The 22,957-nt window shown below is 63.1% G+C and carries 19 protein-coding genes; 16 read left to right on the top strand and 3 right to left on the bottom strand.

Annotation, left to right across the window (positions count from 1 at the left end):
* The first annotated feature begins 172 nt into the window (after positions 1-172).
* From DQG17_RS02050 to DQG17_RS02035, 5 genes are all read left to right on the top strand, one after another.
* Positions 173-1,012: a MoxR family ATPase gene (locus DQG17_RS02050; protein WP_116131083.1), complete on the top strand. Its 840-nt coding sequence runs from the start codon at positions 173-175 to the stop codon at positions 1,010-1,012.
* A gap of 190 nt (positions 1,013-1,202) precedes the next feature.
* Positions 1,203-2,078: a DMT family transporter gene (locus tag DQG17_RS02045; RefSeq protein ID WP_116131082.1), complete on the top strand. Its 876-nt coding sequence runs from the start codon at positions 1,203-1,205 to the stop codon at positions 2,076-2,078.
* Between the two features lie 42 nt (positions 2,079-2,120).
* Entirely contained in the window at positions 2,121-3,395 is a 1,275-nt protein-coding gene (eno, locus tag DQG17_RS02040) for a phosphopyruvate hydratase (protein ID WP_116131081.1), read from the top strand.
* Positions 3,396-3,669: 274 nt separating this feature from the next.
* Positions 3,670-3,843: a hypothetical protein gene (locus DQG17_RS21580; protein ID WP_157973484.1), complete on the top strand. Its 174-nt coding sequence runs from the start codon at positions 3,670-3,672 to the stop codon at positions 3,841-3,843.
* Positions 3,844-4,112: 269 nt separating this feature from the next.
* A complete protein-coding gene (locus tag DQG17_RS02035) occupies positions 4,113-4,574 on the top strand; it encodes a cupin domain-containing protein (protein WP_116131080.1) in 462 nt (153 codons plus the stop codon).
* Here DQG17_RS02035 and DQG17_RS02030 read toward each other — a convergent pair.
* On the bottom strand, positions 4,551-5,222 hold the full coding sequence (locus tag DQG17_RS02030) for an HAD-IA family hydrolase (protein ID WP_116132535.1): 672 nt from the start codon (positions 5,220-5,222) through the stop codon (positions 4,551-4,553). The genes DQG17_RS02035 and DQG17_RS02030 overlap by 24 nt on opposite strands.
* A 157-nt stretch (positions 5,223-5,379) precedes the next feature.
* Between DQG17_RS02030 and glmU the strand changes: the two genes are divergently transcribed.
* Together glmU and glmS are read left to right on the top strand one after the other, a co-directional pair.
* Positions 5,380-6,735 carry a bifunctional UDP-N-acetylglucosamine diphosphorylase/glucosamine-1-phosphate N-acetyltransferase GlmU gene (gene glmU / locus DQG17_RS02025; protein WP_116131079.1) on the top strand — a complete coding sequence of 452 codons (1,356 nt, stop codon included), beginning with the start codon at positions 5,380-5,382 and terminating at the stop codon, positions 6,733-6,735.
* A gap of 1 nt (position 6,736) precedes the next feature.
* Positions 6,737-8,554, top strand: a complete 1,818-nt coding sequence (gene glmS, locus DQG17_RS02020; protein WP_116131078.1) for a glutamine--fructose-6-phosphate transaminase (isomerizing) — start codon at positions 6,737-6,739, stop codon at positions 8,552-8,554.
* 103 nt (positions 8,555-8,657) lie between these two features.
* Here glmS and DQG17_RS02015 read toward each other — a convergent pair whose 3' ends face one another.
* Positions 8,658-9,677, bottom strand: a complete 1,020-nt coding sequence (locus DQG17_RS02015; protein ID WP_116131077.1) for a LacI family DNA-binding transcriptional regulator — start codon at positions 9,675-9,677, stop codon at positions 8,658-8,660.
* A 244-nt stretch (positions 9,678-9,921) separates the two neighbouring features.
* Between DQG17_RS02015 and DQG17_RS02010 the strand changes: the two genes are divergently transcribed.
* The 4 genes from DQG17_RS02010 to DQG17_RS01995 all read left to right on the top strand — a co-directional run bounded on the left by DQG17_RS02010 (position 9,922) and on the right by DQG17_RS01995 (position 15,403).
* Entirely contained in the window at positions 9,922-10,920 is a 999-nt protein-coding gene (locus tag DQG17_RS02010) for a TAXI family TRAP transporter solute-binding subunit (protein ID WP_116131076.1), read from the top strand.
* Between the two features lie 74 nt (positions 10,921-10,994).
* Positions 10,995-12,902, top strand: a complete 1,908-nt coding sequence (locus tag DQG17_RS02005; RefSeq protein ID WP_116131075.1) for a TRAP transporter fused permease subunit — start codon at positions 10,995-10,997, stop codon at positions 12,900-12,902.
* Positions 12,903-12,905: 3 nt separating this feature from the next.
* The gene (locus tag DQG17_RS02000) at positions 12,906-13,985 is read left to right on the top strand and encodes an oligogalacturonate lyase family protein (RefSeq protein ID WP_116131074.1); all 1,080 of its coding nucleotides are present in this window, start codon (positions 12,906-12,908) and stop codon (positions 13,983-13,985) included.
* A gap of 485 nt (positions 13,986-14,470) precedes the next feature.
* Complete coding sequence (locus DQG17_RS01995; RefSeq protein ID WP_116131073.1) at positions 14,471-15,403, top strand: dihydrodipicolinate synthase family protein; 933 nt, start codon at positions 14,471-14,473, stop codon at positions 15,401-15,403.
* Positions 15,404-15,714: 311 nt separating this feature from the next.
* Here the strand turns inward: DQG17_RS01995 and DQG17_RS01990 are convergent, their stop codons facing one another.
* Positions 15,715-16,452 carry an outer membrane protein gene (locus DQG17_RS01990; protein ID WP_157973483.1) on the bottom strand — a complete coding sequence of 246 codons (738 nt, stop codon included), beginning with the start codon at positions 16,450-16,452 and terminating at the stop codon, positions 15,715-15,717.
* A gap of 295 nt (positions 16,453-16,747) precedes the next feature.
* Between DQG17_RS01990 and DQG17_RS01985 the strand changes: the two genes are divergently transcribed.
* The 5 genes from DQG17_RS01985 to DQG17_RS01965 all read left to right on the top strand — a co-directional run bounded on the left by DQG17_RS01985 (position 16,748) and on the right by DQG17_RS01965 (position 22,552).
* The gene (locus DQG17_RS01985; RefSeq protein ID WP_198666065.1) at positions 16,748-17,803 is read left to right on the top strand and encodes an NAD(P)-dependent alcohol dehydrogenase; all 1,056 of its coding nucleotides are present in this window, start codon (positions 16,748-16,750) and stop codon (positions 17,801-17,803) included.
* A 35-nt stretch (positions 17,804-17,838) separates the two neighbouring features.
* Positions 17,839-18,822 (top strand): AraC family transcriptional regulator, encoded by a 984-nt coding sequence (locus DQG17_RS01980; RefSeq protein WP_198666009.1) that lies wholly within the window; start codon positions 17,839-17,841, stop codon positions 18,820-18,822.
* Positions 18,823-18,960: 138 nt separating this feature from the next.
* Positions 18,961-20,442, top strand: coding sequence for a sugar ABC transporter ATP-binding protein (locus DQG17_RS01975; protein ID WP_116131069.1), 1,482 nt, complete (start codon positions 18,961-18,963; stop codon positions 20,440-20,442).
* 49 nt (positions 20,443-20,491) lie between these two features.
* Positions 20,492-21,499, top strand: a complete 1,008-nt coding sequence (locus DQG17_RS01970; RefSeq protein WP_116131068.1) for an ABC transporter permease — start codon at positions 20,492-20,494, stop codon at positions 21,497-21,499.
* 48 nt (positions 21,500-21,547) lie between these two features.
* Positions 21,548-22,552 carry a substrate-binding domain-containing protein gene (locus DQG17_RS01965; RefSeq protein WP_116131067.1) on the top strand — a complete coding sequence of 335 codons (1,005 nt, stop codon included), beginning with the start codon at positions 21,548-21,550 and terminating at the stop codon, positions 22,550-22,552.
* Positions 22,553-22,957: the final 405 nt, after the last annotated feature.

The following is a 22,957-nucleotide window of genomic DNA, read 5'->3' as shown; positions in this document are numbered from 1 at the left end:
CGTCCGACATCGGGTCTGGTACATGGTCGTCCGTCACAGGCATCCTGTCTCCCTCGGCGCGCTCATTACTCTATGGTGGAAGCCTTGTCACTGGCAAAAAGCGCAGGCAGTGTGCCCTCGGGCGAGTGCGGCACCCATGTTAGCGACGCCAAACAAGAGGCGGGAAAGAAAGATGAAATTTTCTGGAACCGATTCCTACGTCGCGACCGACGATCTGAAGATTGCGGTCAACGCGGCGGTCACGCTGGAGCGGCCGCTTCTGGTCAAGGGTGAGCCCGGCACAGGCAAGACCGAGCTGGCCCGGCAGGTCTCGCAGGCGCTCGATCTGCCGATGATCGAATGGCACATCAAGTCGACCACGCGGGCCCAGCAGGGGCTTTACGAATACGACGCCGTCAGCCGGCTGCGCGACAGCCAGCTTGGCGACGAACGGGTGCACGAGATCGCAAATTACATAAAGCGCGGCAAGCTTTGGGAGGCATTCTCGGCGCCCGGCAAGGTGGTTCTGCTGATCGACGAGATCGACAAGGCCGACATCGAGTTTCCCAACGACCTGCTGCAGGAACTCGACCGGATGGAGTTTCACGTCTACGAGACCGGCGAGACGATCCGCGCCGTTCATCGCCCGGTCGTCATCATCACCTCGAACAACGAAAAGGAACTGCCCGACGCCTTCCTGCGGCGCTGTTTCTTCCACTATATCCGCTTCCCCGACATGGAGACGATGAAGCAGATCGTCGAGGTTCACTTTCCCGGCATAAAGCAGGCGCTGCTGACCACCGCGCTGACCCAGTTCTATCAGGTCCGCGACCAGCAGGGGCTGAAGAAGAAGCCCTCGACCTCCGAGGTGCTCGACTGGCTGAAACTGTTGCTGGCCGAGGACCTCGGCCCCGAGGATCTTCGCCGCGACAGTGCCGAGGCCCTGCCGAAGCTGCATGGCGCGCTGCTGAAGAACGAACAGGACGTGCATCTGTTCGAACGCCTTGCCTTCATGGCGCGCCGCCAGCGCTGATCGGGTCTGGCACGCCGCTTTCGGCAGGGGGCGCTGGCGCGGCCCCTGTCGCGCCGGATCGCCCAGACGATTGCTTGCAGTCCGTGCATGGCGGGTTTCCCGCCCCAGCGGCGCATTGGCGCTTTGTTATCGCCCCAAATCCGCTTTACAGGTGTGCCAAAGCGGCCGCCGGCCGTCGGGAGCCCTCTTCATGAACAACCTGCGCGGTGCGCTATTGATGGTCCTGTCGATGGGCGGATTCGCCCTCGAAGACATGTTCATCAAGAAGGTGTCCAGCAGCCTGCCGGTCGGACAGATCCTTCTGTTCATCGGGCTGGCGGGCACGCTGGCATTCGCCTGCCTGACGGTTGTGCAACGTCAGACTCTGTTTCCCCCCGAGCTTCTGAACGGTGCCCTGATCAGCCGCAACCTGTGCGAGATCGTCGGAACCGGCGGTTTCGTCACCGCGCTGACGCTGGTCCCGATTTCGACCGCGACCGCAATCCAGCAGTCGATCCCGCTGATGGTGACGATGGGGGCGGCGCTGTTTCTGGGCGAGACGGTGGGCTGGCGGCGCTGGACCGCGATCTTCGTGGGCTTTGCCGGGATGCTTCTGATCATCCGTCCGGGCGGCGCCGATTTCGACCCGGCCGCCCTGTTCGCGGTGCTGGGCGCGGTCGGGCTTGCCGCGCGCGACGTGGTGACGCCGCGGATCCCGAGAACCATGACCGGGCTTCAGGTTGCAACCTGGGGCTTTTTCATGACGGTGCCGCTTGGCGGCGTCCTGCTGCTGTTCAGCGGCGGGGCCGCGCCCTTCACGCTTGCCTCCGGCGGGATGCTGACGACCGCCGTCAGCCTCGGCGTCGTCTCCTACTACATGCTGGTCGAGTCGGTGCGGATCGCCAATCTGTCGGCCATCGCACCGTTCCGCTATTCGCGGCTGCTCTTCGCCCTGATCATCGGCATGGCCGTGTTCGGCGAACGCCCCGATCTTCTGACACTTTCGGGGGCCGGGCTCATCATCGGGTCCGGCCTCTACACCCTCGCGCGGGAACGCGCACTTTTCTCGGCCGCCCGCCAAAGATAAAAGGGCACCGAGCATTCTGACCTTTCGGAAAGGACCGTCGACATGAGCACTATCATCGACATTCACGGACGCGAAATCCTCGACAGCCGCGGCAACCCCACGGTCGAGGTCGAGGTGACCCTCGAAGACGGCACCATGGGCCGTGCGGCCGTACCCTCGGGGGCCTCGACCGGCGTCCATGAAGCTGTCGAAAAGCGTGACGGCGACAAGGGCCGTTTCATGGGCAAGGGCGTGCTGCAGGCCGTCGCCGCCGTCAACGGCGAGATCGCCGAAGAGATCGTCGGTTTTGACGTGACCGATCAGGTCGGCATCGACAGCACCATGATCGAACTCGACGGCACCCCGAACAAGGGTCGCCTGGGCGCCAACGCCATCCTCGGCGTCTCGCTTGCCGCCGCCAAGGCCGCCGCCGAATACACCGCCCAACCGCTGTATCGCTATGTCGGCGGTACCGCCGCGCGCGTGCTGCCGGTGCCGATGATGAACATCATCAACGGTGGCGAACATGCCGACAACCCGATCGACTTTCAGGAATTCATGATCATGCCGGTCTCGGCGACCTCGGTTGCCGAAGCGATCCGCATGGGTTCGGAGATCTTCCACACGCTCAAGAAAGAGCTGTCGAAGGCCGGCTACAACACCGGCATCGGCGACGAAGGCGGCTTTGCCCCGGCGATCAGCTCGACCCGCGATGCGCTCGACTTCGTGCTGAAGTCGATCGAATCCGCAGGCTACAAGCCCGGCGACGACGTGGTTCTGGCGCTCGACGCCGCCTCGACCGAATACTTCAAGAACGGCAAGTACGAACTGAAGGGCGAGAGCCTGTCGCTCAGCTCCGAGGAAAACGTCAAGTACCTCGAGGCGCTGGTGAACGACTACCCGATCTTCTCGATCGAGGATGGCTGCTCGGAAGACGACTGGGAAGGCTGGAAAATCCTGACCGAGACCCTGGGCGACCGGGTGCAACTGGTGGGTGACGACCTGTTCGTGACCAACCCCGAGCGGCTGAAAATGGGCATCGACCAGGATGTCGCCAATTCGCTGCTGGTCAAGGTCAACCAGATCGGCACCTTGACCGAGACCCTTGCCGCAGTCGAGATGGCGCATCGTGCCCGTTACAGCTGTGTGATGTCGCACCGTTCGGGCGAGACCGAGGATGCCACCATCGCCGACCTGGCGGTCGCCACCAACTGCGGCCAGATCAAGACCGGGTCGATGTCGCGCTCGGACCGGATGGCCAAGTACAACCAGTTGATCCGGATCGAGGAAATGCTGGGCGAAACCGCTGTCTTCGCAGGCAAGTCGATCCTCAAGTAAGGCGGATCGGCCCACCACTCGCGGCGCTCGCCGCGCTCGGATCCGTTGCAGCCTGCAGCGGGTCCGTCGCGGCGGGACGCTACGCGCCCCGCGGGGTGAGCCCAATGACCTATGCCCGGCCCGCCGCCCAGTCCGCGAGCCGCCTGGCAAGCTTCCTCGGCAACACCGCCTCGACCTCTCCCAGCCCGGGGAATGGCACCCAGGTCGAATACCTTGCCACGGATGGCGACGCCTTTCGCGCCACGCCGGGCGGCAAGGCCGTGCAACCTGGCGAATGGCAGATTCGCGCCCCCCCCCCGGCCAAGGCTCCGACAGACAGCTTTGCACCCGCTATCCGCAGTCGGGCCAGACCGCTTCGGCAGACCGGCAACGCGATGGCTGGAACTGGGTCGACGCGTTCGACGGGCTGGCGGAACACGACGAAGTGCGGCCGGACATGGCCGTCTGATAGAGCAGGTCCCGTCTGGGCGTTCGACGCTCGCAGTGCACCGCGTCACGGCGGGCCGTGGCGGGATTCGCCCGGTCCAAGGGGCAAAGCCTGTTCCCACTCGGCGATGCCTCTGGCGCGGCCGCCGCTCAACTATCTTGAATCAAAAGAAATTTCGAGAATTTTCCCGCAGCCCGGGTGCGACGAGATGAACCATCTTTGGCAGTGTGCCGCGCTGCGGCAACAATTATTGTTCGAGACATTGTTTGTCGTTCAGGAGGTACGCCCGCATGTTCCCAGCCCAGATCATCAGCCATCTTGGACTTATCCGTCATCCTGAAGGCGGCTGGTATCGCCAGACATGGATCGAGGAAGGGTCAGAAGGACGGCCGGCGGGAACCGCAATCTTCTATCTGCTGGAACGCGGCGATCGCAGCCACTGGCACCGGCTTGACGCCACCGAGATCTGGCATTTCTATAGCGGCGATCCGCTGATTCTGCGGCTGAGTGCGACGGAAAGCGGCCCGGCACAGGAACACCGGCTGGGCCCGAACCTCGGCCTCGGCCAGTTGCCGCAGATCATCGTGCCGAAAGGCCATTGGATCTCGGCAGTCTCCCAGGGGCCATGGACGCTGGTCGGGTGCACGGTCTCGCCCGCCTTCCAGTTCACGGGGTTTACTCTTGCGCCCCCGGATTTCGACATCCCCTTGGCTGGTACATCGCGCGGCTCAACCGAGCAGCCCAACGACTAGACCGGGCAGATCCTCGTACCTGTCAAGCAACGCCTCGGGGGCGAGCGTAGCCACCCCCTGCCCGTCCGGCCCGAAAGTGACCAGGACACAGGGCACGCGGGCGGCGCGCGCGGTTTCGCGGTCGGTCGCGGTATCGCCGATCAGCAGGGCGCGGGCCGAGTTGCCCCCTGCCCGCTCAACAGCTGCATGAAACGGCGCCGGATCGGGTTTGCGGACCGGCAGCGTATCGGCGCCCACGAGCGAACCGAAAGCGTCCCGCACACCAAGCCGGGTCAGCAGGATCTCGGCCAGCGCCGCGGGCTTGTTGGTGCAGATCCCCACCGCGAATCCGTCATCGCGCAGCGCCTCGACCGCCGCCATCGCACCGGGATAAAGCCGGGTATGGGTATCAATGGCTGCTTCGTAATGGCGCAGCAGCGGCAGATACCAGCGATCGACCTCGGCTTCCGCCGCGGGCTCCGCCATCCCGAGCCGCCCCAGCCCGAGCCGCAGCATCGCGCGGCCGCCGTGGAACGCCGTCGAGGCATCGGCTACCGGATCGAGCTGCGGCAGCGCTCCCATGTCGCGAAAGCAGGCGTTGGCGGCGGCAATCAGATCGGCACTGGTATCGGCAAGGGTGCCGTCGAGATCGAAGATGACGGTTCGCATGTCGGTCCCCATGTTCCTTGATGCTGCTCTGGCACGGCGCGAAACCGCGGCAGCCGCGCGCGGCTGTAACAGAGTGTCACTGCATTTGATTCCCCTGCCCCTTGCGGCAGGCACGGCCTCGGTTAATACGAAGCCAACGGAAAGAGAAGAGCAGCCCATGCCGACCAGCCTTGTCATTCTAGCCGCCGGTCAGGGGACACGGATGCAATCCGACCTGCCGAAGGTCCTTCACAAGATCGCGGGCGCGCCGCTTTTGCACCATGCCATGCAGGCCGGCGCCGTGCTGGAGCCCGAATGCACGGTGATCGTCGCCGGATACGGCGCCGATCAGGTTGAAGCCGCTGCGCATGAAATCGACCCCGAGGCCCTCGTCGTGGTGCAGCAGGAACGGCTTGGCACCGGCCATGCGGTGGCGCAGGCACGGGACGCGCTGCAGGGGTTTTCCGGCGATGTGATCGTGCTTTACGGCGACACGCCCTTCGTGCGTCCCGAAACCTTGCAGGCGATGAGCGAGGCGCGGGCGACGTTCGACATCGTCATCCTTGGCTTCGAGCCTGCCGACCCCGCCCGCTATGGCCGGCTGGTGATGGATGGCGATCTGCTCGACCGGATTGTCGAGTTCAAGGATGCCACCCCGGCCGAACGCGCGATCCCGCTGTGCAATTCGGGCGTCGTCTGTGCCGACGCGGATACGCTGTTCGCGCTCATCGAATCGGTCGGCAACGACAATGCCTCGGGCGAATATTACCTGACCGACATCGTCGAGATCGCCCGCGCCCGCAACATGACCGCAACCGCCGTGACCTGCGACGCGGCCGAGACGCTGGGCGTCAACTCGCGCGCCGACCTTGCCGCGGCCGAAGCGGCGTTTCAGGCCCGCGCGCGCGCGCTGGCGCTGGACGAAGGGGTGACGCTGATCGCGCCCGAAACCGTGCATTTCAGCCTCGACACCGTGATCGGCCGCGACGCCACGATCGAGCCCTTCGTGGTCTTCGGACCCGAGGTCACGATCGAGACCGGGGCCGTGATCCGCGCCTTCAGCCATCTCGAGGGCTGCCATGTTTCGGCCGGCGCGATTGTCGGGCCCTATGCGCGGCTGCGGCCGGGGGCGGAACTGGCCGAGGACGTGCACATCGGCAATTTCGTCGAGATCAAGAATGCCCGGATCGCCGAAGGCGCCAAGGTGAACCACCTGAGCTATATCGGCGACGCCACTATCGGGGCCGGCACCAATATCGGCGCAGGCACCATCACCTGCAATTATGACGGCGTCTTCAAGCACCATACCGAGATCGGTGCGCGCGCTTTCATCGGGTCGAACACCATGCTGGTTGCACCTGTCACGGTGGGCGACGAGGCGCTGACGGCCTCGGGCTCGGTCATCACCGGCGATGTGCCCGCGGGCGCGCTGGCCGTGGCGCGCGGCCGGCAGAGCAACAAGCCGGGGCTGGCGCGCAAGCTTATGGACCGGCTGCGGGCACTGAAGGACAGCAAGCGGGAAGGGACGAGCTGAAATGTGCGGGATCGTTGGCGTTCTGGGCAATCACCAGGCGGCGCCGCTTATGGTCGAGGCGCTGAAGCGGCTGGAATATCGCGGCTATGACAGCGCCGGGATTGCGACGGTGGATCACGGCACGCTCGACCGCCGCCGCTCGGTCGGGAAGCTTGTGAACCTCAGCGACCTTCTGGTGCACGAGCCGCTTTCGGGCCGCATCGGCATCGGCCATACCCGCTGGGCCACCCATGGCGCGCCGAGCGTGTCGAACGCCCACCCGCACCGCGCCGGCCCCGTCGCGGTGGTTCACAACGGGATCATCGAGAATTATCGCGCACTGCGGGCGGACCTGGCCGCCGCCGGCCTGCGCTGTCAGACCGAGACCGATACCGAAACCATCGCGCTGCTGATGCAGCACCTGCTGGACCAGGGGCTCGACCTTCGCGCGGCCACCGCGCAGGCGCTGGCCCGGCTGCAGGGCGCCTTCGCGCTGGCGATGATCTTCGACGGTCAGGAGGATCTGATGATCGTCGCCCGCCGTGGCTCGCCACTGGCAATCGGGCATGGCGATGGCGAGGTCTTTGTCGGGTCGGACGCGTTGGCGCTGGCGCCGCTGACCGACCGCATCACCTATCTGGACGAGGGCGACTGGGCGGTGTTGAGCCGCGACCGGATCGAGATCTACGACGCCTCGGGGCGCGAGGTCGAGCGCCAGATGCAGATTGTCACCATCGACCTGAGCCAGGCCGAAAAGGGCGGCCACCGCCACTTCATGGCCAAGGAGATCGCCGAACAGCCGACCGTGCTTGGCGACGCGTTGAACCATTATCTGCGCGACGACATGCTGGTGCTGCCCGAGCCGGGGCTGGATTTCCTGCGCTATGACCGCATCACCATGGTCGCCTGCGGCACGGCCTATTACGCCTGCGTGGTGGCAAAGTACTGGTTCGAACAGATCGCCGGCCTCAACGTCGAGGTCGATTTCGCCAGCGAGTTCCGCTATCGCGAGCCGCCGATCCCGTCGCGGACGCTGGCACTGTTCGTAAGCCAGTCGGGCGAAACCGCCGACACGCTGGCCGCGCTGCGCTATTGCGAGGGCAAGGCGGCGCGCATCGTTTCGGTCGTGAATGTCGTGCAAAGCTCGATCGCGCGCGAATCCGACATGGTGCTCCCGATCCGTGCCGGGGTCGAGATCGGCGTCGCCTCGACCAAGGCCTTCACCTGCCAGCTCGCCGTGCTCTACCTGCTGGCGCTGAAGGCCGCCGTCGACCGCAGCAAGATCGACCCCGACGAACAGGCCGCGCATATCGACCGCTTGCGCCATCTGCCCGGGCTGATGAACGCCGCCCTCGCCCAGTCGGCCGAGATCGCCGAGGTCGCAAAGTCGGTGGCCGAAGCGAAGGACGTGCTGTTCCTGGGTCGCGGGGCGATGTACCCTCTGGCGCTTGAGGGCGCGTTGAAGTTGAAGGAAATCAGCTATATACACGCCGAAGGCTATGCGTCAGGCGAACTGAAGCACGGCCCCATCGCACTGGTTGACCCCAGTGTACCGGTCATCGTGCTCGCCCCCTCCGATGCCCTGTTCGAAAAGACCGTGTCGAACATGCAGGAGGTGATGGCACGCGATGGCAAGGTGCTGCTGATCACCGACGCGCCGGGTGCCCGACATGCCGGCGAAGGCTGCTGGAAGGTGGTCGTGATGCCCGAGGTTCCGGCCGAGCTTGCCCCCATGCTCTATGCCATTCCGGCCCAGCTTCTGGCCTATCACGCGGCTGTCGCAAAGGGCACCGACGTCGACCAGCCGCGAAACCTGGCCAAATCCGTCACGGTCGAATAGCAGGGCCAGCGCCCGCGTTCATTGAGTCGATGTGAAGCGAACCGCGCCGGGGCGCGGACACATGGTCAACGCCGTTTCAAACGCCACAGGCGGTCCTGGGGCATTAGCGCCGGGCTTTCGTCGAGCGACGCGGGATCAACGTCGGTGTCGCGAGCCGGATATGGTCTTTCTCCGTCACGGATTCGGCGCTCAGCAGTTCCAGCGCGGAAGTTGCGACCTGATCGAATGGCACGCGCATGGATGTCAGCGGCACCGGAAGATGGGCAACAAGCGGGATATCATTGTAACCGACGAGAGACATATCGTCTGGCACCGAGATACCCCGTCTGGTCAGCGTGGACAAAGCGCCGATGGCGATATTGTCGTTGACGGCGAAGATGGCGGTGGGCCTCACCTCTGATGCGAGCAAGGTTTCCGCGGCCTCGGCGCCAGCCTCGATTCCAAACGCCGAATACACGATCCATTCCGGCCTGATCTCGACGCCCGCTTCCTCGAGCGCATTGCGATAGCCCGTCACGCGGTCATGGGCGTTCAATGCATATTCAGGCCCGCCCAGGATGGCGATGTCCCGGTGCCCCAGGTCAAGCAGGTGGCGCGTGGCAAGATAGCCGCCAAGGGGATCGTCGCCAATCGACGCACGGCTTGTTCCATTGCGGCGCAGGACGAGAACATGGGGAATACCGCGTTCGGCAAGTTCGTCGGTGAAGTTGCTTCCTTCCCGGGCCGTCGCAAGAACGAGGCCGTCCACCCCGCGGCGCAGCAACATCTCGGCGGCAAGCCGTTCGGCGTCCGGCTCGTCCTCTGTGGTCGCGACGATGGTGAACCGACCTGATTTTGCCGCCGCGCGTGCAAGAGATTCGTACATCATTGCGACGACCGTGTCGGTGAGCCGCGAAACGATCACACCTATCATGCCCGTCGTGCCCCGCCGCAGGCTCGCCGCCGAGACGTCGCGGACATAGCCCAGTTCGGCCGCGATCTTTCGGACGTGGCGCGCCTTTTCACTTTCGGACCGCGGAAGCCTTTCGTCCAGCATTCTGGAAACTGTGGATTTTGATACGCCGGTGGCACGCGCAACGTCGTGCAGCGTGACCCGACCTTTCGGCATTTTCTGCTGACTCATTGCTTTGATATGCCTTGCTGGGAATGGCTGACTTGCCGGATGGGCCATTCTAGCACTTGACTTGGGAACGGTGCAATGGCAACCTCGGGAACGTTCCCACTAACGTTCCTATCGGGAGGAGCGGCGGAATGAAACCTACGGATGTGCGGGGTCCGAGCGAGGCCGTTGCCGTAGCAGGTCGTTGAATGGTGGCAAGTCTCGATCTGCTGCATCGGGGCCGGAAAACTCAATGGGAGGAAGAATCATGTTTGACTTTATGTGCAAGCGCCTGCGGGGCGTGGCACTGGCCGCGACCGCGGTCGCGCTGACGGCGACCGCGACGGTTGCCCAGGACGTGCGCATCGGCGCGATGCGGGAAGGGACGTCCTGGTACGTCTTCGCCGCGACCCTCGAGCAAATGATCGAGCCGATCCTTGGAAACAACTCGGTCGAGGTGATCGCGCGCGGCGGCGGTGTCGCCAACCCGATGGTGGTGCAGGCCGGCAAGGCCGAGATCGCGCTGTCGAATGTCGCAACGGCCGTCTGGGCGGCCAAGGGAAACGAGGTCTACCAGGGCATGTCTGCGCCTGACATCCGTTCACTCGTCGGCGGTCTGAACGACGTTTATGTCGGGGTGATCGCCCGGAACGCGTTTCTCGAAGACATGGGGACGACGGATCTGAAACAGATCCTGCAGTCGGGCAAGCCGGTCCGCGTGCTGATGAAACCGGTCGGCTCCTCGGCAGTGCCGACGGCCGAAATGATCTTTGCCGCGCTCGGAACCAGCGACGAGAAGATCAAGGCCGACGGCGGCGACATAATCCAGGTGGATGCCGGCCAGATCGCCGATCAGGTTCGCAACGGCAACGTCGATCTTTACATCGACACGATCATCAAGGGCCATCCGACCATCACCGAGGTCGCGCTGACCGCCGATGTCACCTTCCTCGATCTGCCGCAGGAAGCTCAGGATGTGCTGTCCCAGAACGGCCTCAAGGTCGGTACCTATGGCCCATGGTTCAAGGGGCAGGACGGACCCACGACCGGCGCAAACCTTGGCACGGTCCTGATTGCAAACGCCTCGCTCGACGATGAGACCGCCTATCAGGTTACCAAGGCAATCATCGAACATGCAGACGAGCTGAAAGCCTCCCACGGGGCCTGGTCTGAATTTGACCCGACCCAGGCGATGAAGCCCGAGAATACCGGCATTCCGCTCCATCCGGGCGCCATCCGCTACTACAAGGAAGCGGGCCTGATGTAATCAGCGAGCCGGCGGGCGTCGTCTGACTCGACTGCCCGCCGCCCACCCCTACATTCCGCTCCAGGGAGGAGTCGATGACTGCTGCACCCAGCCGCTCCAACGGCCAGACACTTGCCTTTGCCATCGGGATCGCGTTCATCCTGTTTCAGGTCTGGATCCTGTTCTATCCTCAGCAACCCCTGTTCGAGCGTCCGGTCCATTTGTGCACTGCTCTCGTCGTGCTGTTCCTGATCAAGCCGCTTGAGGCGCCGAAACTCTCGGCCCGGATACGCGCCGTCATCGACGCTGCACTGATCCTCGCCACCCTCGCCGTCGCCGCCTACTACATTCTGGGTTTCGAGCGCCTGACGACGCGGATGGAGAACGTCTCGCCGATCTATCCCGTCGATATTGCTGCCGGTATCACGCTGGTATTCCTGCTCCTTGAAGGTTCGCGCCGTGCGGTGGGGTGGATCCTGGTCTGGGTGCTTCTCGCCTTCATCGCCTATGCGTTCTGGGGCAACATGCTTCCCGGCTGGCTGGGCTTTCGCGGCTTCGGGCTGCCTGCCGCGATCGAGATCACGACGATGTCGACAGCAGGCGTGCTGGGTGTGACCACCTCGACTTCGGTCAGTTTCGTCTTCTACTTCATCCTGTTCGGCGCCTGCTATGCAGCGGTCGGCGGCGGTCAATTGTTCATGGATCTCGCGATCCGCGCAGCGGGCCGAACGACCGGCGGTACAGCCAAGGCCGCGATCATCGGCTCCTCGCTGATGGGTTCGATCTCTGGCAGCGCGGTTGCCAACGTGGTCTCGACCGGCGTTCTCACGATCCCGTTGATGAAGCGCACCGGCATCCCCGACTATCGCGCAGCCGGAATCGAGGCAATCGCCTCGACCGGGGGCCAGCTCATGCCTCCGGTGATGGGCGTTGCAGCCTTCGTCATGGCCGAGATGCTGAACGTTCCCTATACGCGGATCGCGCTTGCCGGGCTGATCCCGGCCCTTGCCTTCTATCTTGCCTTGCTGATGGTGGTAGATCTGATCGCCCGCCGCGACGGCGTGCGGCCGCTGACCGCCGAGGAGGTTGCCGCCACCCCGGCGATCCTGCCGCGGCTGCATCTGCTGCTGCCCGCGGTGGTACTGATTGGCTTGCTTATCTGGGGCTATTCTGCCGCCTATTCCGCGGTGATCGCCTCGGCCTCCTGTTTCATCATCCCGTTCCTGCGCCGCCAGACATGGATTGGCACACATCAAGTGCTGGAGGCGCTGCGTGACGCGCCGCGTCAGGCTGCCGAGGTGGCGGTGCCAATCGCCGCTATCGGCATCGTGATCGCTGTCGCGGTCCAGTCGAACCTGGCGCTGAAATTCGCAAGCTCGCTGCTGTCTCTCTCCGAGGGGTCTATCTATGCCTCGCTGGCGCTGGCGATGTTCGGTTGCATCATTATGGGCATGGGCCTTCCGACGGTCGCCGCCTACATCATCGGCGCAGTCCTCTTCGTGCCGGCGATCGAGAAACTGGGCATCGAGCCGCTCGCGGCGCATTTCTTTATCTTCTACTACTGCGTGCTCTCGATGGTGACGCCGCCGGTGGCGCTCGCCTCCTTTGCGGCGGCGGGCGTCGGAAAGGCCTCGACCATGAAGACCAGCCTGTCTGCCTTCGGTCTCAGCCTTGTCGCCTTCTTCATTCCCTTCGCCTTCGTATTCGACCCGGGCGTCCTGGCAGAAGGCAGCGCGCCGCAGATCGCGCTCAGCACCGTGGCGCTGCTGGTCTCGACGGCGCTCTGGGCAGTGGCTTTCGTCGGATGGTCCGGGCGCAAGCTTTCCTGGGCGACCCGGATCCCGATCGGTCTGGCCGGCCTGCTCGGCGTCCTTGCGCCCTCTGGAACGCTCACATGGCTTGGCGCGATGGTTGTAGGCTGGTCGCTGGTCGGCGTGATCGTGGTGCTTTCCCGGCGGAATGCCATTGCCACGACACCCAACGCAAAACCGGCGGAGCACTGAAGCATGAGCTGGAAGCTGTTGCCGCCCGAGGCGCGGGTCGTCTCGGAAACCGAAACGGCGGTGGTGCGTCAGGTCACATCCCATCCCTCGATCCACCACCATCCCTTCTTCTTTGTCGACGCGTGGGATGCAGCCGGCCGGTTCCTCGTGTTTCTGTCGCACCGGACCGGCGCACCGCAGATCTACATCGAACTGCAAGACAGTGGCGAACTGGTTCAACTTACCGAGGAGGACTCCCTGGCCGAGTGGTCTGTGATCCCCTCGAAGGACGGCGCCTGGATCTATTTCGTCTCGGGTCAGACCGGCAAGCGGGTGTCGGCGACGGACGGCACCGTGGAGGAGCTGGTCTCCTTCGGCACTGCCGAGATGCGCGAGGACGGCATGGTGGGCGCGGCCATGGGCACCACGGCTCTTTCGGCCAGCGGCCGCTTTTGGGCGGTGCCGGTCAAGACCGGCGCGGTCAGCCGTTTCTGGCTGATCGACACCGAACGGCAGAGCGCCGGGATTTTCCTTGAACGAGATACCATCGGACACCCGCAATTCTGCCCCGATGACGAGAACCTGATCCTCTTCGCCGGTCCGATGACGGATCGGGTCTGGGTAACCGACCGCAACGGGAATGCCCGCCGTATCTTTGAACGCGAGCATTCCTTGCAGTGGATCACGCACGAGGTCTGGCGGCCCGGCCATCGCACCGTGCTGTTCGTGGACTGGCCCAATGGCATGGGCGAGATCGATCCCGACAGCGGTGGTGTCAGGCGCGTGACCGATTTCCCGGTCTGGCACGGAGGACCGGATTACAGCGGCGAACGGCTCGTCTGCGATACGAACTTCCCGGACCGCGGTTTGCACTTGCTCGATCTCACCGGCGTCCGTCCGCCGCAGTTCCTTCACGCCCCCGAGGCCTCATCGCGCGGCGATCACTGGGCCCATCCGTTTCCCTATAATGATGGTCCGGTGAAGGTCTACGCCCCGCAGCACACCCATCCCCATCCGCGCTTCTCTCCGTCCGGCGACGAGGTCGTCTTTACCTCCGACAAGACAGGGACGGCGCAGGTATACGTGGCACAGCTGAAATCCTGAGGCCCACGCGACCGGCCAGGGATCGCGACATTGTTTCGAAACGGCGAGCCCGGGACAGAAGAATGCTGTCCCGGGCTCGCTCTGTTGCTTCCATTGCCCGCGATGTGCCTGATCGAGCTCGCCTTTCCGGATCTCGGCACCGGCGCCAAGGCGCCGGCAAGGCGCGAGGTTCCGCAAAGGGGCGACCGACCTCCAGCGCGGCAGAAACACGTTCAATCCAGACTCGCGGGGAATCACGCGAAAGAGAAGCACGGTGGAATCGGCTGCCACCTTTCCGGTCATTCAATCGCACCTCGGACCATACTTTCAGCGCCATGATCCAAGCGGTTGTTATTCATTGAAACGTTTCGTCTGACACAGGAGAGGTCCGTACCGCACCAATACAACCCTTGACAGACTGGCCGAACTGGCTCACAAATGGGAACGTTCCCGGCAACGTTATCAAAGCCGGAGCACTGACACCTAGCAGCCCAGGGAGAAAACCAATGGCAATTGACTGGAAGGGACTGAATCCGGCCCCCGTCACGCTTTTCAAGGACAACGGCGACGTCGACTACGACCAAAACGCCAAACTGGCCAAGTGGCTCGCCGGCATCGATGGCGTGAAGAGTCTGGTCATCCTTGGCCACGCGGGTGAAGGCACGTTCCTGACCCATGACGAGCAGTTGGAAATGATCCGCGTCTATGCCGACGCCGTGGACGTCCCGATCGTTGCCGGCATTACGGGCGAAGGCACCAAGGTTGCCGAGATCGAGGCGAAGGAGAAGTATGACGCCGGTGCGCGCGGCGCGCTCGTCTATCCGAACCACGGCTGGTTGCGCTTCGGCTACCAGAAGGGCGCGCCCAAGACCCGCTACCAGGCGGTCGCCGAATCCGGGCTCGAGTGCATCCTGTTCCAGTATCCGAACGCGACCAAGGCGACCTACGACCTTGAGACCCAGCTTGAGATCGCGGCTATTCCCGGCGTAACCGCCACCAAGAACGGCGTTCGCGACATGAAGCGTTGGTACACCGAGATCCCGGTGCTCCGGAACGAGTTCCCGGACCTCGCCATCATGTCCTGCCACGACGAGTGGTTGCTGCCCACCATGTTCGACATCGACGGCCTGCTGGTCGGCTATGGCAACATGGCGCCCGAAGCCCTGATCGAATACATCAAGGCCGGCAAGGCGCAAGACTACGCCGCCGCCAAGAAGATTCACGATCAACTGCTGCCGATCACGAAAGCCGTCTATCATCGTGGGTCGCACATGGAAGGGAGCGTCGCCCTCAAGCACGCCCTGCGCGCCCGTGGAATTGTTGACAATGTCAACATTCGCGAACCGCTGAAGGCCCTCGGCGACGCGGCCGACGCCGAGATCCGGGCTGCCGTCAAGGCCTCGGGCCTGCCGGTGGTAATGGAGCTTGCGGCGGCGTAACGCTGCGACTGCAAAGCAATTTCAAGCAACTGGAAGTTGCAGATCAACAGGCCCCGCGTCGCATGACGCGGGGTCCTTGTTTTGGACTGGGTCTGGTGGCCTCGCCGTGTCGGATGAACTCCGCTTGTCCGCGGCAGCCCAAAGGCGCACCGAAGCGGTCACGGCGGGCTTTGGAGTTGCCTTATGGCGTGTCCACTGGATCGTCTCGGCTGACGAATGACGTGACGGTCTCGGCGGGCCGTCGCGCCCCCCCGTTGCGGTTGCCGACGTGCGGCCGCTCAGGCAGAGAGCTCCGGGGGGCGCAGACAGGATCAGAACGTCACGGAGACGCCCAGCAACAGCCCGGACAGATCGATGGTCGTGTCTGCATTGTCGAGTTCTTTCTCGACCGACATGAAACGATAGCCGAGTTGCGTGGACCAGCGCTCGTCGAATTTATAGCCGACGCTGGCAAATGCCTGCCATGTCTGATCGTTGTTGCCGGTGCCGCCAAAGTCCGCAAAACCGGTACCAAACCATTTGTCGTTGAACGGTACAATCGCGCGGGCACCGATCAGAGGCACGGCCCAGCTTTCACTGCCGTCAAGGTGGATATCCGGCCGGGCGTCGGCCGAGTTCAGCGTCGTATCGAGAGTGGCGTCGAAGTAGCGGAAGCCCCCCGCAATATCCACGCCGACACCGTTTTCCTCGTGAACACGATAGGTAACGTATCCACTGAACGCCGTCATGCTGAGGTTCACGTCAGCGTCCCTGAAACGCAGATTCAGCGGGGAATCCGCGCTTTGCCCCAGATCGACATAGAGCAGGTCGCCAATTACCCCCCATCGGCCATTCCGCGCCTGAAACGTTCCCATGAAGGCCATGTCGAGATTGGAGAGCGCGTCGCTTCCGCTTGTGTCCGACTCGACGGTACCAAAGCGGGTGTCGGCTGTCGTCGAAGCCCCCGGCAGCCAGCCATAGAGGGAGGCCTCGAAGCTCCATTGCGAATCCTGCGCCACCGCCGGTCCGGCAAGGACCAGCGCGACGACGGGGATGGACGTCCTGAACATGCTCGATTTTCTCCGGTTTTGCCTGAGTCCGCGTGCGGACTTTTCGCGCAGCCTAGCGCCCTTGTTCGATCGTGATTTGCCTTCGCGCGCCCCAATGTTCATCGAACCGAGAGAAAGTTGCCGGACCGCATGGCTCTGTTGACGGCCTGGATACCCCTACGGAATGTCAAATTTTGCACAGCCTCTTGCAATGCTCGCCTTGTGAAATGGCGCCAGTTCCACGACATTGCCAAAGCGCGAAAACACTCGGCGCGACTTGGCGGCCACAGGAGTCGCCATCGGAGGTTACATGCAAATCAAAGGTCTCGTCCTAGAGCGCCCCGGGGTGCTGGCCATCCGTGATATCGAGGTTCCGGGCACGCTTGAACCCGGTCCAGACGAGGTCCGGATCGACATCAGGACCGTCGGCATCTGCGGCAGTGACGTGCATTATTACGAACACGGTCGCATCGGCGACTTCGTGGTCAACGAACCCATGATCCTTGGCCACGAGGCGTCGGGCGTGGTCGATGCGGTCGGAAAAAACGTCACCCATCTGGCGCCTGGCGACCGTGTCTGCATGGAACCCGGCATTCCGAACTTTTCGTCTGTGCAAACTCTGCAGGGGCACTACAACCTTGATCCGGCGGTTCGGTTCTGGGCGACACCGCCGGTTCACGGGTGCCTGACCCCGCAGGTCGTGCACCCTGCCACGCTGACCTACAAGATGCCCGATTCCGTCAGCTTCGCCGAAGGCGCATTGGTCGAGCCGCTGGCGGTTGGAGTCTATGCCGTCGATCAGGCCCGAATTCATCCCGGCGACATCGCCGTCGTGACCGGCGCGGGTACCATCGGTCTGCTGCTGGTCTTCGCGGCGATTGCCGGTGGATGTGCCGAAGTCATCGTCAGCGACGTGGCCCAGGAAAAACTGGCGCTGATCGCCGACCTGCCGGAAGTGACCGTCGTCGATGCCCGTTCCGGCAAGCTGGCCGAGGTTGTCGCCGAACGGACCGCCGGCAACGGGGCCGACGTGTTCTTCGAATGCTCCGGCTCCACCAGGCCCTATGAAACGATGATCGACCTTGTGCGTCCGGGTGGCACGATCGTTCTGGTCGGCATGCCGGCCGAGAAGGTGCAGCTCGACGTGGTCGCGCTTCAGGTCAAGGAGATCACCGTAACCGGGACGTTCCGTTACGCCAACGTCTGGGACCGGGCGCTGAAGCTGCTGGGCAGCGGCAAGATCAAACCGGGGCCATTGTTCTCGGGCACCTACGACTTTGCGGACTCCGTCGCCGCATTCGAGCGGGCCGCAGAGCACCGCCCGCAGGACGTCAAGCTGCAGATCAACATGCCGGCGACAGCGGGTTCGTGACGCGTAAACCAACCGCCGGTCAATGAGCCGGACGGTTGGGACGCAGACAGTGTCTTGGGAGGGACAAAAGAGTGCGCACAAAGCCACTGCGCGAAGTTATATCCATGCCGCTGGATCGTGGATTCCGCGCCTACAAGCATGGCTATCCTTCGGACGTCACTGTCTGGCACTACCATCCGGAATGCGAACTGCACGCGATCAGCCGTAGCAGCGGATTGTGCTATGTGGGCGCCTACAGCGGCCCGTTCGTACCGGGAAACCTCATTCTCGCCGGACCGCACCTGCCGCATATGTGGGTGACCGATTACAGCGGCTATGACGAGGGAACGCAGTTCGGAGACTTCATTCCCGACCGTGACCTTGTCCTGCAGTTCTCGGCCGAGTTCGCCGAGCATTGCGTTGCCATGTTCAGCGATTGCGTGGCTCTGGGCGATCTGATGCGGCTGGCCGTCGGCGGCGTGCAGTTCTCGGACGATACTTCGCAAAGGGTCCTGCCCCTGATGGATCGGCTGACCGTCCAGAACGGCCCCGGACGTCTCGCATTGTTCTTCGAGATCATCGACCACCTGGTCGCCGACACCGGAAAGATGCCGTTGTCGGTGGAATGGCGGAATATCGGCTGCCAGAATCCCAAACGGCTCGATGGCATCCTGCACCGGATTGCCGACCTGCATTGCGAGCAGGATCTGAGCTGTTCCGAACTCGCCCAGATGGAAAACATGGAGCTGTCGAACTTCTCGCGATTTTTCGAGCGGCACATGAACTGCAGCTGCATCGAGTACATCAACAGACTGCGAATATCGAAGGCCTGCCAGATCCTCATCGAGACCGACATCCGCATCAGCAGCGTCGCGTTTGAAGTCGGATACGGCACGCTTTCCACATTCAACCGAAACTTTCAGCGCTTCACCGGGCTGTCTCCCACCGATTTCCGCGCCCAGTGGCGCCACGGAGAGACGGTCACCAGAATTGTGCGCGCTCACCGATGGGAGGAAAGCCAAAATGCTCATCGACAATAGGAGCAGCGCCCAGGGACCCGGGGCGGTTTCATCGGCTCCGAGAGGTTGCGTCCGCGATGTCGGCGGCAACGAATCCGAACCCTGTTGCCGGACGTTTCCCGAACATCCTGCCGCCGACATAGATTGAGTACATCTCCCATGGACACACCACGACTGAGCATGCGCTCGATCCAGAAACGCTTTGGCGGGGTCAAGGCGCTGACGGATGGCAACCTGACATTGCGGAGCGGCGAGGTTCACGCGCTCTGCGGGGGCAACGGGGCCGGGAAATCGACGATCCTCAGCATCCTGATGGGCTTCTACAAGCCCGACTCCGGGGTCATCGAGATCGACGGCGAGGCGAAGAGCTTCAACTCGGCTCATGAGGCGCTCGAGGCCGGCATCGCCATCGTTCAGCAGGAGTTGAGCGGCGTGCCGCAACTGACGGTTGCAGAGAATATCTACCTCGGGTCAGAGCCCCGCCGGCGCGGCTTTATCGATTTCGACACCCTGAACCGCAATGCCGAGGAACTTCTGAATCGTCTGGGTTTCGATATCGATCCCCGTGCCACGCTGGGAGATCTGGCAGTTGCCACACAGCAGCTGGTGGAAATCGCCAAGGCGCTGTCGCACTCAAACGCCAATATCCTGATCTTTGACGAGCCGACCTCGGCGCTCGGCGAAAAGGATACGCAGCGGCTGTTCGAGGTCATTCGCGAACTGGCGGCGAACGGCAAGGCGATCGCCTATGTGACTCACCGCCTGCAAGAAGTGTTCACGATCGCCAACGCCTATACCGTTTTCAAGGACGGTGAGACGGTGATCGAAGGCAAGGTCGAGGGTCTCACCCGCGAAATGCTGATCGAAAGCATGATCGGTGGCAGTCTCGGGACCGAATTCGTCAAGGACAACGTCCCCGCACCCGCGACGCTCTTCGAAGTCAAGAACCTGACCCGCGCGCCCTACTTCCGCGATGTCTCGTTCCAGCTGCATGGCAACGAGATCCTCGGGATCTACGGCCTGGTGGGCTCGGGGCGCAGCGAGTTGCTGGACACGCTCTATGGGCTGGAAATTGCGGATTCCGGCGATGTCCAGATCGAGGGCCGGCCCTTGACGCCCGGCGATGTGGACGGGGCGATCCGCTCTGGCATCGCTTATGTCACCGAAGACCGTGCCAGAAGCGGTCTGGTTCTGAAGGCTTCGGTCGGCGCCAACCTTGCGCTGTCGAACCTGCGCTTCATCAACAGCTTCGGGATGGTGCAGGAGCGCAAGGAACGCGAATGCGTCGACCTTGCGATCCGGCAGATGCACATCAGGACGCCGGGACCGGAGGAGATCGTTTCCAACCTCTCGGGCGGGAACCAGCAGAAGGTCGTTCTGGGCCGCTGCATGGCTGTTGGCCCGAAAGTCCTGCTGCTGGACGAACCGACCCGCGGCGTGGACGTCGGGGCGAAGAAGGATATCTACCGGCTGATCTCCGAATTCACTGTCGGCGGCGGCGCAGCGCTGATGATCTCGTCCGATCTCGAAGAAATCATCGGCATGTGCGACCGCATTCTCGTCCTTCGCTCGGGTGAGATTGTCGAGGAATTCAAGCACGAAGCCACAACTCAAAAAGACCTCATGATGGCCGCGATCTGAACGGCGCCCCCTTCCCAGATATCCGGCCAGACCAGGAGACCGAATCCCAATGACCAGCCCAACTCTCTCCGTGAAACGTATCTCGTTCCAGAAATACGGAATCATCATCGCTTTCCTCGCGCTCTGCGCGTTGGTCAGCGCCATTTGCCAGATCAAGGTCATGCAGGGTGTCTGGCCGGTGAACGTCTTCCTGACGGTCAACAACCTGATGCTGATCCTGCACCAGATCTCGGTAAACGGCATCCTCGCGGTCGGCATGACATTCGTCGTCATCTCTGCCGGGATCGACCTGTCCGTCGGCTCGGTGCTGGCCTTCTCGGGGATGATGGCGGCGTCGTTTGCCACCCGCTCGACCGGGGTGACACCGTGGAGCGGGGTCTATTTCGTGGCCTTCCCGCTGCTGGCCGCCCTGTTCACCGGTGCGCTCTGCGGCCTCGTCAACGGCCTGATCGTCAGCCGTTTCCGCATCCAGCCCTTCATTGCGACGCTGGGCATGCTGCTGGCCGCCCGAGGGTTGACCATGGCCGTCACCGGGGGCAACCCGATCTCGGCGCTCAGCCCCGAGTTCCGCTGGTTCGGGACCGGCCGGATCTTCGACACACTGCCGGTCCCGGTCGTGTTCCTCGCCATCGTTTTCGCGCTTGCCTGGGTGCTGCTGAACAAGACCGTCTTCGGTCGCTATGTCTATGCCGTCGGCGGCAACGAGAAGAGCGCCCGCACATCGGGTGTGAACACCACCTCGGTGCTGACCTGGACCTATATCTTCGCCGGCTTCCTGTCGGGTGTGGCAGGCATCATCCTGACCGCGAAAACGGGTTCCGCACAGACCTCGGCAGGGACCTCCTACGAGCTCGATGCCATCGCGGCGGTCGTCATCGGTGGCGCAAGTCTCGCCGGTGGCGTCGGTCGCCTGACCGGCACATTCTTTGGCGCCCTGATCATCGGCGTCATGAACAACGGCCTCGATATCCTCGGTGTCGAGAGCTTTTACCAGTCGATCATCAAAGGCGCACTGATCGTGCTCGCGGTGATTATCGACAGTCGCCGGCAGGCATGATCCGCGCCGGTGACCCCATTTCTACCAACCCAAGGTGAGGAGACCTCTATGAGACTCAAACTTATCGGCGCCAGCTTGACGCTGGCGTCCAGCCTGATGCTGTCGGCTGCTGTCGCTCAGGCCGACCCGGTGCGCGTTGCCTTTCTGATGTATGGCAACAAGGCGGAATTCGTTCAGCTGATGGAACGTTACGCCAAGGAACACCCCGCAGTCGTGTCCGGTGACGTGATCCTGACCATGTATGACGGCCGTTACGACGCCTCGGTTCAAAACGACCAGGGGCAGATGGCGGTCAACACCATGCAGGACGCGATCGTCATCAACCCGATGGACTACGAGGCCAACATCGACGTCGTGACCATGGCGAACGACGCTGGCATTCCGATTGTCGTCACCAACGCAAGACTGAACACCACCGAAATGACCTCCGAAGTGGTGTCTGACGACGTGCAGGGCGGCTATCTCGAAGCCAAGGCCGTCATGGAAAAACTCGGCTGCAAGGGCAACGTGGTGATCATCGAGGGGCCGAAAGGCGGCTCGGGCGAAATCCAGCGTGGCGAAGGCAACATGAAGGCCATCGGCGAATGCCCCGAAGGCCAGGTGACAGTGCTCGAACGCAAAACCGCCAACTGGTCGCGCGCTGAAGCTCTGGACCTGATGCAGAACTGGCTCTCGAAGCACCCCGGTCAGATCAACGGTGTGATCGGCCAGAACGACGAGATGGCTCTCGGCGCCATCGAGGCGATCAAGTCTGCCAATCTGGATGTCCATGACTTCGCCATCGCAGGTGTCGACGGTGTCACCGACGCGCTTCGCGCCGTCAAAGCCGGTGAGATGACCTCGATCCTGCAAGATGCCCGTGGTCAGGCGCAGGGCAGCATCGACGTCGCGCTGCGCGCCGTCAAAGGTGCAGATTACCAGCCCGAATCCGAGATCTGGGCGCAATACGCGGGTGAGCTGTCCTGGGATGACGGTCAGGCCAAACGCTACGATATTCCGTGGACGATCGTGTCCAACGACAATGTCGATGAGCTGCTCAAAGACCGGAAATAGTCAAGGACTCCGGCAGGGGGCCATTCTCTCCCGGGCCAATTGAGAACGCGGGCTCTGGCTGTTTCAGGCCAGGGCCCGTTTTTCTGCGACGTGCCGAGGTTCGGGCGGAGGTCTGTCAACGGACGGTATCCGTCCAGCGTGACCGCCGTTGACATTCGACGCGACAGCCAGTTCCACGGCGCCAGTTCGTCGATGCGGTTGATCTTGTGATCGGCGCTGTGGGTCCGCACCCCAGCTCAGCCAGCCTTCCGGATCGGCGCGGTGCATGCCTTCGGTCTTGATGAGGGTACGTGCTGCGCGGAAACGTCCATCGAGCCCCGCGACAACCTGTCAGCGCATTTCCGTGAACGGGTTTACAATCTGTTCCACAAGGCAACACCATTCCGAAGCCTGCGCTGTTCTGCT

Origin of the sequence: Tropicimonas sp. IMCC34043, from assembly GCF_003390845.1 — a bacterium.
Classification (GTDB): Bacteria; Pseudomonadota; Alphaproteobacteria; order Rhodobacterales; family Rhodobacteraceae; genus Tropicimonas.
The sequence above is the reverse complement of the archived record's forward strand: the minus strand, read 5'-3'. Positions and strand labels throughout refer to the sequence as shown.

Bases quoted from the DNA above. Each gene is read 5' to 3' on its own strand.
- DQG17_RS02050 (WP_116131083.1), top strand. From the start codon at position 173: ATGAAATTTTCTGGAACCGATTCCTACGTCGCGACCGACGATCTGAAG.
- DQG17_RS02045 (WP_116131082.1), top strand. From the start codon at position 1,203: ATGAACAACCTGCGCGGTGCGCTATTGATGGTCCTGTCGATGGGCGGA.
- eno (WP_116131081.1), top strand. From the start codon at position 2,121: ATGAGCACTATCATCGACATTCACGGACGCGAAATCCTCGACAGCCGC.
- DQG17_RS21580 (WP_157973484.1), top strand. From the start codon at position 3,670: ATGGCAGATTCGCGCCCCCCCCCCGGCCAAGGCTCCGACAGACAGCTT.
- DQG17_RS02035 (WP_116131080.1), top strand. From the start codon at position 4,113: ATGTTCCCAGCCCAGATCATCAGCCATCTTGGACTTATCCGTCATCCT.
- DQG17_RS02030 (WP_116132535.1), bottom strand. From the start codon at position 5,222: ATGCGAACCGTCATCTTCGATCTCGACGGCACCCTTGCCGATACCAGT.
- glmU (WP_116131079.1), top strand. From the start codon at position 5,380: ATGCCGACCAGCCTTGTCATTCTAGCCGCCGGTCAGGGGACACGGATG.
- glmS (WP_116131078.1), top strand. From the start codon at position 6,737: ATGTGCGGGATCGTTGGCGTTCTGGGCAATCACCAGGCGGCGCCGCTT.
- DQG17_RS02015 (WP_116131077.1), bottom strand. From the start codon at position 9,677: ATGAGTCAGCAGAAAATGCCGAAAGGTCGGGTCACGCTGCACGACGTT.
- DQG17_RS02010 (WP_116131076.1), top strand. From the start codon at position 9,922: ATGTTTGACTTTATGTGCAAGCGCCTGCGGGGCGTGGCACTGGCCGCG.
- DQG17_RS02005 (WP_116131075.1), top strand. From the start codon at position 10,995: ATGACTGCTGCACCCAGCCGCTCCAACGGCCAGACACTTGCCTTTGCC.
- DQG17_RS02000 (WP_116131074.1), top strand. From the start codon at position 12,906: ATGAGCTGGAAGCTGTTGCCGCCCGAGGCGCGGGTCGTCTCGGAAACC.
- DQG17_RS01995 (WP_116131073.1), top strand. From the start codon at position 14,471: ATGGCAATTGACTGGAAGGGACTGAATCCGGCCCCCGTCACGCTTTTC.
- DQG17_RS01990 (WP_157973483.1), bottom strand. From the start codon at position 16,452: ATGTTCAGGACGTCCATCCCCGTCGTCGCGCTGGTCCTTGCCGGACCG.
- DQG17_RS01975 (WP_116131069.1), top strand. From the start codon at position 18,961: ATGGACACACCACGACTGAGCATGCGCTCGATCCAGAAACGCTTTGGC.
- DQG17_RS01970 (WP_116131068.1), top strand. From the start codon at position 20,492: ATGACCAGCCCAACTCTCTCCGTGAAACGTATCTCGTTCCAGAAATAC.
- DQG17_RS01965 (WP_116131067.1), top strand. From the start codon at position 21,548: ATGAGACTCAAACTTATCGGCGCCAGCTTGACGCTGGCGTCCAGCCTG.